Origin of the sequence: Nostoc sp. MG11, from assembly GCF_014904695.1 — a bacterium.
Classification (GTDB): domain Bacteria; phylum Cyanobacteriota; class Cyanobacteriia; order Cyanobacteriales; family Nostocaceae; genus Komarekiella.
The window spans coordinates 18,366-29,807 of record NZ_JACXXN010000052.1; the positions used below are offsets into that span (position 1 = coordinate 18,366).

Genomic DNA, 11,442 nt, shown 5'->3' on the forward strand with positions numbered 1-11,442 from the left:
TTTAAAGTGGAATAACTGACTTATAAGATTGTATGGCAAGCACAGCTTCTGCATTTGCAGCCTCAACTGATGAAGGGAGATCGCGAATCGCAATGATAGAATTATTTGCTTGGGAGATGTCAGTTGCATCTGTTTTGGATTGCGATTCTCCTGGGGAGACGCTGCGCGATCGCGTAGAAAGTCCCATCTCTTTCAACAGCATACTGATGTAGCGATCGCTCATCCCAATTCCTAGTTCTTTTGACAGATGCTTTCCTAACCATTTTGCAGTCCAGCGCTCAAATGGATAGCCATATTCACGGGGACTGTGGCTAACCAATTCTTGCAACCGATTGAGATATTGGACATTTATTGTTTTGGGCCTACCCATTGGGCGATCCTCCCAGCAGTGAGCCTTGCCCATTCGTGCCATCTCAATCCAGTACCTTGCCGTCTCCTGAGAACAACCAAGTGCGACACAGATTTGCGCCTGAGATTTACCAGCATCAGCCATCAGCATGATTTGAATACGACGGCGGTACTCAGGTCGTAAATCTACTTCCAATTTTTTTAGGAGAAGCTTACGTTGAAAAGGTGTCAGGAGATCAGTCTGGTGTTCCATAGCAATTCTCCAATCCATTTTCTACATTCTTTAGAAATAGCTGGCATTGTAAAGATTTCAATAGCAATTTCGGTATTGTACAAATTAAGAAATGATATTTAATCATTAAAATTTAAAAACGCTGATTATCTGTGTGTCTCTGCGCGACGCTAGCCGCTACAAGGAAGGTTCTCGCCCAACGGACTGCTCACCGCAACACGCTGGCTCCTCTGTATGATTCAGGACTAGGCACAATTTTCTCAAAAATTTGATTTGTCATAGCGGTAATTAATGAATTACCGCAAATACAGAACTTTTTTGCGTAAGTCCTGATGAGGTAAACCATTTTACAAATATGCAACCCCAGTAATTTCTTGTGGAAGAAAGATTATGTATACCTCAATCGTATTTCTACAGGTTATTTAAAGTATCTGTTATGCCTATTTTTGCATTTTTGATGGCTAAATATTTTTGTAAGAATCACATTTAGGATCCTTCAGAAGCAGGTTGTATTAAAAAGATTTCAAAAACCAATTCTGAATTTCCATCGCCACCTTGTAAATAGGATTTGTATGTACAGTTAGATGAAGCTTGTGCTTGCTAATGAAGCATTTTTACACTTACCTTTTTACTATTTTGAACCGTAATCATTGAAAAACAAACTTTACACCAGTTGTGTTAACTCATCTCCTTTTTTTCATATTTTGCTTCTACCTACAGAGATAAATATTCAAGATAATAAAATTTTGCTTCTATCTAAAGAGAGATAATTTTGCTAAAAATCGTGACTCAATAAACTAACTTAAGTGGGTTAACTGAGATATCAAGCTTTTATGTGTGGGTTAGTTGCAAGTTACTCATAAGGACGAAATTTATACGGCAAACCATTAGATAAAAATCACACAAAGTAAAAATAGGTCAAGAAGACTTGAGATAATTCTCATTTTCTTAACAAAACTTTGGCTTTTCTAAGATTTTAGTTTACGTCGTTATTGTTAATAGGTCAATGGGTTGTCAAGTATATTTTTAGGTGGGAAAAGTAGGATTAGTGGGAAGATTTATTCCGTTTCATTACATGTTATGGATAAAACGAGAAATAAATCAGGCACTTGTTTCGCACAATGCTTTTAGAGCTACTCAATTACTGTCACAATTGAGGAACAGCAGGCACTATAGTCGTGGGTAACTCAGCGTGAGAAATAAGTTCTTTACTTAGCTCAAAAGTTTTATCTTTCCAAAACCAATCAAATAATGTCCAATTTAAATTAGCTATTATATTTGTTTAGGTGGGATTAGTGGGATTTGTAGGTAGGTTAAAGCTATTTAATTTCATCTAGTCATCAAAGCCGGAAATAAATCAAGTATTTATTACCAAATAATCTTTTTATAGCTGATTGAATCTTTTTGAAAAAGTAGTCAATATAGTAATATTTAGAGAAATCGTAATTCTTTATAGTGTTGGTAACTTAAATTAAGAAAAAACTTCTTTAATTGGTTCTAATAAATCAGCTTTAAATGCTTGAAATATCAAATATTAAGTTGTTAATCTACAAGACAAAGCTAAACAACTTAACAGTTTTTAGTTCTGTTCGAGGCAAAAGGATTAGATTATCCCGAAAGTAATTTGAAGGAGAATTTCTGATGGCTAACATTGAAATCAATAATTTGCATTCTGCCGGTTCTGAATTGTTCCAAGATTCCGAAAGCTTCCTCAATGAACTGAGCGATCGCGAAATAGGTGGAGTTCAAGGCGGTCTAACCTTGGATACTTTAGTCTTCAGTTTACCTGATACGGTTAGCGATCCATTAAGTGGAGCAACAGCAGCCACTTTATCTGACATAACTGGAGGTACTTTAGGAGGACTCTCCCTAACAGGGGTGTAGCTAGATAGCAGCCTAGACGATCACCGCACGACCTACTCAGACACACTCAATATCGTCATTTAGCATCTGTGACAGGCGACAAGCGCCTGTCACAAAGCAAAAACATGACTTTATTAATTTAGGAGAAAAACCGATGGCAAACATTGAAATTGACAATCTACACCCTACGGGTTCTGCACTGTTCCAAGATTCCGAAAACTTCTTAAATGAACTGAGCGATCGCGAAATGTGGGGCGTTCAAGGCGGTCTAACGTTGGATACGTTAGGATCAGAGCCATTAATATCTGGAAATAGCGGCTTGAACATAACAGGTGCGGACAGCCTTGGCGGAACTTTAGGAGAAACGCTAGGAAGCTTGCTAGGAGGCACGCTTGGTCTGCTTGGGCCTTAAATTCGCAATCCTGTGTAAATTAGTGGTGCTAACAGGTTGATATCTCAGGGTTGAAGGGTCAATCAGGCAGTTCTTTACTCTCTACAAGAACAGCATTCCTGAGCGACCCTACCTAACTATACTCACCAAAAGTACATCTTTAATTAACTCAAATTCCGCATCAGATTAAGTTTAAAAACTAACTATGAAATTTTTGTTGAGTTCCCAGAATGCGGTTGACTATTTAGTTGAAAAAGGTCTTTGCACTCAAGAAGAGCAAGCCCAGAGCCAGATTGAACCGAAATTTGCCAAGAACTTTAACTTATTGTTGAGCTTACCAGACGATCGCAAACTTTTGATTAAGCAAGAGCGTTACAACCGAGACGGGAAAACGGCTGGTGAGTTTTTCCATGAATGGCGAATTCATGAGTTTTTGCAGCGGTTCCCAGAGATGAATTATCTTCGTCCATATCTACCGGAGATACTTCATTTTGATGCCGAGCATTCAATCATCGTTTTTAACTATTTAAATGACTACCGCGATTTAGCGAACTTCTATGGGAAGGAGAAAGTTTTCTCAAAAGTGATTGCAGCTTCGATTGGAGTCGTTTTAGCCACAATTCACAGCGCAACGCTCAATCGTCAGGATTACCAAGAATTTTTCACCCAGCAGCATCGTGATGGTATAATACCAGACCAGATTTCTAAGCTAACTCGCTCTCTAGCGCAAGTTAGTCCAGAAATATTTGGTCAAGTTCCAGCTGATGGACTCAAATTCTTGACCCTTTATCAACGTTATGACAGTCTGGGGCAAGCGATCGCAGAACTTCATCAAACTTCCCAGCGCTGTTGTTTGACACATAATGACCTGAAGTTAAACAATATTTTATTACCGATTGATTGGGAACAAGCGATCGTTAAGGCAGAGCAATCTAACCAAAGCATCGTGCGACTGATTGATTTCGAGCGTGCAGCTTGGGGAGATCCAGCCTATGATTTAGGTATGATTATTGCCAGCTACTTGCAAATATGGTTGGGTAGCTTGGTAACTAGTAAAGCGATCGCACTCGAAGAGTCTTTACGTTTAGCCACAATTCCCCTCGAACAGCTGCAACCTTCTATTGCTGCCTTGACTAGCGCCTATTTCGAGCATTTTCCCGAAATTCTGGCTCACTATCCTGATTTCTTGCAGCGAGTTGTGCAATTTTCCGGTCTGGCTTTAATTCAAGCAATTCAAGCCACAATTCAGTATCAAAAAACCTTTAACAACACAGGAATTTGTATGCTTCAGGTTGCCAAGACATTGCTATGCCGTCCAGAAACATCCTTTCAAACGGTGTTTGGCATGTCAGCATCCGAACTCATACCCTCACACTCTGTTGTACCACGTTAATATTTATAACGGTAGACAAAATATATATGCAATTGCTGGATTCTCCACAAAATCAACTGCCAGATACTGCAAAAGAGCAACTTTTGGCTACGCTTGAAGACATCGCTGACAAGGTTCAAATTCAATCTAATTTCTGTATTCACCATCCAGACTATAAATCCACGGAACTGCCGACTGAGGTAGTAGAGCGTTTTGGGCAATTACCCCAGGAGCTTCAGACTAAGTATCGAAGTCTGCAATTGCAGAGTTTTCTCTACAGTACCTATTACAACGGTTCCTTACGAGAGACTATGACATCAAATGCAGATTCAGACGACCTACCACTGCCTCAGAATTTAGAGAACAATACCTTCTTGGGAGTAGACTTAGCGTTCTACGATCGCTTGCACAAAAGCAACAGCGGCGTAGGCTATTTTGATCCAGGTTGGACTGTGATCAAGCAAGAGAGTGATGACAAGCTAGTTGTCAATAAGAATGGCCTAACTTTGCATATTGAGCGCAAAAAACACTTACAACCCGAAGCGCCATCGGCTGTAGTAGGTGAATTGGTTGCCATCAAGTTGCCTCGCAATCGAGTGCAAAGCGGATTCTATATGGCAGTTGGCAATGCAGGCCACAAAAGTCGCAGCAGTTCAGATCGCCATGCAGGGATAGTGCGTATTTACTTCAACTTAACTCCTGATGGGGCAGTTGCAGTCATGGCTGACTTGACACGGCGGCTCAACGATATTTCCCTTCCCTTCTCATTCAAGGCGTTGTATAATCCTTCAATATATGGGCGACATGACTCCGCCGTACTCTATTTTGAAAAGAGCAACTACGAAGTAGTCCGACCAATCCTTGAGGCGGTTTACATAGAAATGCGATGCATACGGCGGGCTTTGCCTACGCACTTTCAACCGCAAGTACCCCTGTTTACCAAGTGGTTGGCACCAGGACTGGCACTAGCCGAAGAACCAGACCACAAATTTGCTGAACTGGAAAGTTTTGGTATGAATCGCTGCCTGATTGTAGCTAATGCCCTACTAGAAGCTTGGCAGCAAGGAGACAATTCAGCTGCTGGACGCATGAGTCGGATCTTCAACCACTTCTCCTTGTTGGGACTTGACTTACAACGTTCGTACCTGAATGCCAACTCTGAAGATATTTACACTCCCTTAGATCTATGAAAATTACCGATCTTACTTCTGAGTCTGTGCAGCAACCCGTAGCCCCATCTCCTAAGGTCAGTATTGCTACCCCTAAACTTCCAGAGTCCGAACTGCCATTTTATCGCAAACTTGGACGTACTGACCTAACAGTTAGCTGTTTAGGATTAGGAGGCGGAGGCCACATCTCCAGTGAAGATACCCTCTACGCTTTCGATCAAGGAGTCAATTATTTCTTCTACTCTAGCGATTTACACCATTATCTCTACAGTTCAATGGGTAATGCACTCCGCAAATTGTGTGGACGTGGTTCCTCACAAAGAGAGAAGGTGGTTCTAGCAACAGTAACTTATGTCCTTAAGAGTCCAGAGTCTGTACTAGCATCCCTCTTGGATCAAATGGTTGATTTAAAGATGGACTACATTGACGTATTCTTTTGGGGCTGGATTGGTAGCAAAGATGGTACTGCAATTCAAGATTGCTTGAGCGTCTCTAACGATCTCCGAGGGCCAAATGGGGTGTATCAGCGAGCCATAGAACGGATGTTTGGCACTTCAGAGTTACTCAAAAAAATGGGGATAGTCCGCTATATCGGAGCCTCTTTCCACGATCTTGATTTAGCAGCACAGTGGCTCGATAGTCCCCTTTTAGATGTAGTCATGGTCAGGCACAATATTGCCCATCGCACTGCTCAACAACAAGTATTCGCCAAGTTGGATGCTCAAAACCCGCAGCGGCCAGGTATTGTCACATTTAAGTCGGCTGGTATGGGTGGCCCTCTTTGGCACGCTCCTAGAGGTTTACCAGCAAATTGCTGGCAGCCCAGCGTTCCTGATTTATATCGCTACTCTCTATCACAGAACAGTGTAGATATCGCTTTGGCTGGTTGGCGAAATCGTCAGGAAGTTGATGCTGCCATCAACGGTGTTCGTAAGGGTAAGTTGACACCTGCCGAACTAGACTACCTTAACCTGTACGGCGATTTACATCGCAATCGGTTTGACAACATCCAGGATATTCCCCGCGATCGCTTGCTGTATCACCCAGAAATAGCGATGTCTGCGTCATAAACTAATCACTTAATACAAGCCATGAAAGAAACATTAGAAAAAGTTGTACCGCAAAAAACTTCTCTGGCAACTGATGCAGATATCATTGCCTGCCTGCGTTATTCCTGTAAAATTGCTGAAATTGCTGCTTTATCTGAACGAGATGTACTAATTTTACGCACCTGTGAGCAGTTGGGGATTACTCTTTCTGATGAAGAGTTGCAAACAGCAGGAGATGCTTTTCGGTTAGAGTACAAGCTGTTAGGAGCTTCTGAAACCATTGCTTGGCTGGAAGCACAGCGAATTACAGTAGACGATTGGTCTGAAGGAATTCGAGTCGCGCTGCTAACGAAAAAGTTAAAAGAGCATCTCTTTGGTGCAACAGTTGATGGTCAATATGTGGCTAACCGTGAGCAGTTTAAACGAGTTGCACTCTCTCAGATTGTCGTGCTTGAACATATAGAGGCGATAAAAATAGCCCAAGCGCTCAGAGAGGAAAATGCATCCTTCTACGCTTTGGCACTAGCACACTCAAAGGGTAAGCAGTCTCAAGAAAATGGTGGCTTTGTCGGTATTCAGTTTATAGCGGAACTGATCCAGGAACTTGCCAGAGCGATCGCCAACGCCAAAGAAGGCGAAGTAGTTGGGCCAGTTGAAACAAAGCTTGGCTATCACATTCTGCGAGTAGAAAAGTGGTTTCCCCCGCAACTCAATGAATCTGTCAAAGATCAAGTCATGGAATCCTTCTTTCAAGCTTGGTTGAAGCAGCGAATTAACTCTAATCATCCTGTTTAATAGATAACCTAAGTTACTAGTACAACAAGTCAAAAGTAACCCTTCGACTACGCTCAGGGTTACATCGAGCGACTTGCCTTGACTTGTGCCGAGCGTACCCCTACCGGGAAGCAAGCTACGCGCAGTGTCTCCGACAGGAGAAGCCAAGGTGTAAAAAAAAGAATGTAGCTTTATTTCCGCATTGATGTACTAGTTAGGTGAGAGTTTAGATAATGCCACAAAACTTTAGTGAGCAAAACTTAGTAGGAGTAGACTTTAGCGGTCGAAACCTAACTGATGCCAATTTTTTCAAGTCAAAGCTGGAAAATTCCAGACTCGTTAATACAACCCTTATCAGGAGCAACTTTGAAGAGGCTGTTCTGCTCAATGTAGACGCATCTGAAGCTAACTTTACCGATGCCAACTTATATAAAGCTACCTTAGAATTTGTCAACTTCAGTGAAGCGAATCTGCAAGGAGCCAATCTAGAGCTAATTTCTACTAAAGAAATTAATTTCTCAAATGCTAATCTAACTGATGCCATCTTACGAGAAGCTAAACTCAGCGGTGACGAGGAAAATCGCCCAAACCTAGTAGGTGCTGACCTAACTCGAGCCGACCTGTTTAAGGCTGAACTCAAAGCCGCCGACCTAACTGGTGCTAATCTGACTAACGCCAATTTACAAGAAGCCACTCTAGAAGGTGTCCTCTTTATCAATGTGAATGCGACTGGTGCCGACTTCCGATTAGCGAAGTTCGAGGATGCCACCTTGCAAAACGCTATCTTTGACCTAGCTAATTTCAGTGGTATCTCTCTGGCCGATCTAGCCATAGAAAATCCAACACAGACCAACAGTGTTAGGTTTCGTGGGGCTAATTTGAGTGGCGTAAGTGCAGAAGATATCATTTTCAGCGGTGCTAACTTTAGTCCATTTATCGATGCCAGTGGCAATGTTACTGTGACTAACCTCAGTAATGCCAAATTTGCTGACACTGATTTGAATAGATCGAACTTCAATCAAGTCGAAGCTGAAGACATCTTTTTAGAAAGTGCTAATTTGAACCGAGCATCTTTTATCGGAGCTGACCTGAGTAGAGCCAACCTGAGCAAATCTGACTTAACAGCTGCAATTTTCAGCGGGGGAGTTGAACTCGACAATGCCTTTTTGGAATTTGCCAATTTTAGCGGAGCTAATCTCAGAGGAGCCAACCTGACAGGGGCTAAATTAAAAGGAGCTAATTTTAGTAATGCCGACCTCACTGGTGCAAATTTAACGGGGGCTGACCTGACAGAAGCTAACCTGACTGGTGCTATTACAGTCGATACTATTGGTCTGTCTGGTGGGGATTCAGATAACGACACCTCTGAAGGGACGGGCGACAACGATAGTGATAGCAATGAGACTATCGAAGGAACAGACGGCAACGATAACCTTTTCGGCACTGATAGTGATGACATCCTCAACGGTAACGGGGGTAATGATTATCTAGACGGCGACGCAGATGATGACATTCTCACAGGCGGTGCTGGTGACGACATTCTAGTTGGCGGCGCAGATAATGACACACTCACAGGCGGTGCCGGTACGGATAAATTTCTCTACAACACTAATGCAGCCTTTGTGGCTTCTGCGGTTGGTCAAGATACAATTACCGACTTTAGCTTAGTAGACGTAATTGTTTTGGACAAAACGACGTTCACAACACTCAGCAGTGCAGCTAATGGTTCTCTGCGGTTCACAGAGTTTGCAAGAGTTGCTAATGATTCCCTTGCAGGCAGCAGCAGTGCAGACATTGTGTATAGTCGTGCAACCAACAACTTGTTCTACAACCCGAATGGCACAGCAGCAGGTTTTAGGGAAGGTGGTATGTTTGCCACGCTAATCGGCATTTCTTCCCTAGCTGCAACGGACTTCCTGATTCAGGCATAGCAAAGATTTGATGCAGGAATTTGCCAACGCTAAGACGAAGTAGTTGAATCTATTCAAACAAAGCTTTACTATTACATTCTGCGAGTTGAAAAGTAGTTTTTGCCGCAACTCAATGAATTATTCAATGACCGAGTTATGGAATCTTTTTCCAAGCTTGGTTGAAGCAGCTAAATAACTCTATTGATAGTGTTTAGTAAATAATGTCAACCTATCACAAACGTACACGCAACCGTTTTTTACAATTATCAAGCTTAGCTGCGATCGGTGCAACTATTGTTAGCTGAGGTTCAAAAAAAAGCTTAGTTGAAGATTGTCGGGGCACGTTATGACTTAGATAGTGGTTCTGTAGAGATTATTACCTCATAATTCACTGCCTCCTCCTCACAACTTCTCTTTGCAATGCTCATATCATGTGCGGCTAAATACTTGTCATTACGTACTCCTTTGGAGAACCCGTTTGCGTAGCGTCTCCGATAGGAGAAGGATACTGCCATGACAAGATTAAAATAATGGAATAGAAAATGTTTGTAGTAGCGCTTTAGCACTTAATAAACTATAAGTCTAATGCATAAATTTAACCTTAACACGCTAGTACGCAGCGATAGCGAAGTGAAGTAATCGTAGAGTCATTGCGATCTCTTCTCTGCGATAGGCTACGCCATTGTTTACATCTGCACACCCTTTTTCAAGCTAAACATCCACGGGGTATTTATCTACAACCAGAGCATGAAAATATCTCTTACCAGTCCTGAATTCCTAGCCGTCAGTCTTTATTTTCAAGATAAATCTACTGTGTTTTGTAATATTTAAGTTTTCTCTAAATCAAACAAAGATAAAAAGAAATAACTAATTTAATTACTTCAATCACAAACTAATATTTAAACTCAATCAGTATATTTAAAAATTCTCTATTTGCTGCTTGTAAATTAAATTTACAACAAATGATATTTTTTGAAAAAATACTACAAGCTTAAGCAATCTAAACAAGAAAAAAGTCCTTTACTTAAAACCCAAAATAGTATTTTAATGGCTTACTTTACTATTGGAATCTGATACTTTAGTAAATAAGGCTAAGTAATCAAAAGCTTAGTTATAACTAAAATTTTTCTACTAACTAAGGAAATTTTCAGATGGCTAACATCAAGATTGACGACATCAAAAACCTGCACCCTGCTGGCGCTGAGTTCTTTGGTGATAATGAAAGCTACATGAGTGAACTAACTGAAGATGCAGTTAGTTCACTCAAAGTTTGGGGTGGTACTGTTGAGCTTACTAGTGCAGCAACAACTGGGATCACAGGTGAATTATCAGGCTTAACAGGTGAGTTATCAGCTGAATTAACAAGCATTATCGGTCTGTAATTTTTCCTACTGAAGCCACTCATTAGAGCCAGCTACTTAAAGTTGCGAGCCTTACTGTAAAGAAAAGCTCGCAACTTTATTGTTTTATGTTTAGCTAATTGTTAAATTCAAGAAAGCGATCGCCCGAGTTAGACAACCGCTTTTCACTTAGTTCATATTGCGAAACTTCGTAGTCCTGAGAGACGTTTGTTTGCCTGCAGCGACAACCGGACTACTTGCTCGTCGTGCGGTAGCAGCCCAGGACTGCATACGCTCAACTGCCGCAGCATCAGTGATCGCAAGCGGGGTGATGGTTTGACGGCAAGCCTCTAAATCCCCAAGCGTGACCTGCTGTGGTCTACCCTCATCGAATGCCAGTAGTGCGGCTTCGGCAGCTAGCGTCTCTAACTCGGCTCCTGAAAACTTTGCGGTATTGGCTGCGATCGCTTCGAGGTATTCGGACTCTACAGTGATACCAAAGCGTTGTAGGTGAATTTAGAGGATTTGGCAGCGTTCTGGTTCTGTTGGCAAATCGACGAAGAACATCTCATCAAACCTACAGGGCGAACGCATCTTAATTACTAATAAGAATTAGGAAGCAAATTCAAATATCTAGAATAAAGCCAATTCACTTAGATAAATAGTGAATGCAAATCAAAGGATAAACTTAGATATTAAAAACTTATTATTTATCATGAAGATATAATTTAAAATCAACAATTAGCAGAAAGTGGACAACATGAATTAATGACTGAGTCATTCTCACTAATTGTGGGTCAGAGGCAGTAATTTCCTCGCCCTTCACCAAGCGTTTCAATATATCATGCAATCCCAAGTTAAACCTCGCTAACCACTTCGCCGAATAATTCCCCCAATCCCTAGCTGTCTAATTGGTATTCAGAGGTTGAAAATCAAATGCACAGAGACGTTCTTGATGTTGATTGACTAAACCTTGTATTGCACTACTGGGATG

General features: G+C 41.5%; 9 protein-coding genes and 1 pseudogene. 8 read left to right on the forward strand and 2 right to left on the reverse strand.

The annotated features are described in order from the left end of the window. Nucleotide 1 precedes the first annotated feature (1 nt). On the reverse strand, nt 2-601 hold the full coding sequence (locus HCR01_RS32220) for a helix-turn-helix domain-containing protein (RefSeq protein ID WP_193200057.1): 600 nt from the start codon (nt 599-601) through the stop codon (nt 2-4). A 1,620-nt stretch (nt 602-2,221) separates the two neighbouring features. Here HCR01_RS32220 and HCR01_RS32225 point away from each other — a divergent pair. From HCR01_RS32225 to HCR01_RS32260, 8 genes are all read left to right on the forward strand, one after another. Continuing rightward, nucleotides 2,222-2,464 (forward strand): hypothetical protein, encoded by a 243-nt coding sequence (locus HCR01_RS32225; RefSeq protein WP_193200058.1) that lies wholly within the window; start codon nt 2,222-2,224, stop codon nt 2,462-2,464. 133 nt (nt 2,465-2,597) lie between these two features. Continuing rightward, entirely contained in the window at nt 2,598-2,855 is a 258-nt protein-coding gene (locus tag HCR01_RS32230; protein WP_193200059.1) for a hypothetical protein, read from the forward strand. A gap of 184 nt (nt 2,856-3,039) precedes the next feature. After that, complete coding sequence (locus HCR01_RS32235) at nt 3,040-4,227, forward strand: phosphotransferase family protein (RefSeq protein ID WP_193200060.1); 1,188 nt, start codon at nt 3,040-3,042, stop codon at nt 4,225-4,227. Nucleotides 4,228-4,253: 26 nt separating this feature from the next. Beyond that, on the forward strand, nt 4,254-5,396 hold the full coding sequence (locus HCR01_RS32240) for a T3SS effector HopA1 family protein (RefSeq protein WP_193200061.1): 1,143 nt from the start codon (nt 4,254-4,256) through the stop codon (nt 5,394-5,396). Further along, nucleotides 5,393-6,445: an aldo/keto reductase gene (locus tag HCR01_RS32245; RefSeq protein ID WP_193200062.1), complete on the forward strand. Its 1,053-nt coding sequence runs from the start codon at nt 5,393-5,395 to the stop codon at nt 6,443-6,445. Before HCR01_RS32240 ends, HCR01_RS32245 begins: the two co-directional genes overlap by 4 nt. A 21-nt stretch (nt 6,446-6,466) precedes the next feature. Next, nucleotides 6,467-7,219 (forward strand): peptidylprolyl isomerase, encoded by a 753-nt coding sequence (locus tag HCR01_RS32250; protein ID WP_193200063.1) that lies wholly within the window; start codon nt 6,467-6,469, stop codon nt 7,217-7,219. Between the two features lie 212 nt (nt 7,220-7,431). After that, the gene (locus tag HCR01_RS32255) at nt 7,432-9,129 is read left to right on the forward strand and encodes a pentapeptide repeat-containing protein (protein WP_226889805.1); all 1,698 of its coding nucleotides are present in this window, start codon (nt 7,432-7,434) and stop codon (nt 9,127-9,129) included. A 1,130-nt stretch (nt 9,130-10,259) separates the two neighbouring features. Next, nucleotides 10,260-10,490 (forward strand): hypothetical protein, encoded by a 231-nt coding sequence (locus tag HCR01_RS32260; protein WP_193200064.1) that lies wholly within the window; start codon nt 10,260-10,262, stop codon nt 10,488-10,490. 147 nt (nt 10,491-10,637) lie between these two features. Here HCR01_RS32260 and HCR01_RS32265 read toward each other — a convergent pair. Next, nucleotides 10,638-11,030, reverse strand: a pseudogene (locus HCR01_RS32265) (ATPase); the annotation flags it as partial. Between the last annotated feature and the right edge of the window lie 412 nt (nt 11,031-11,442).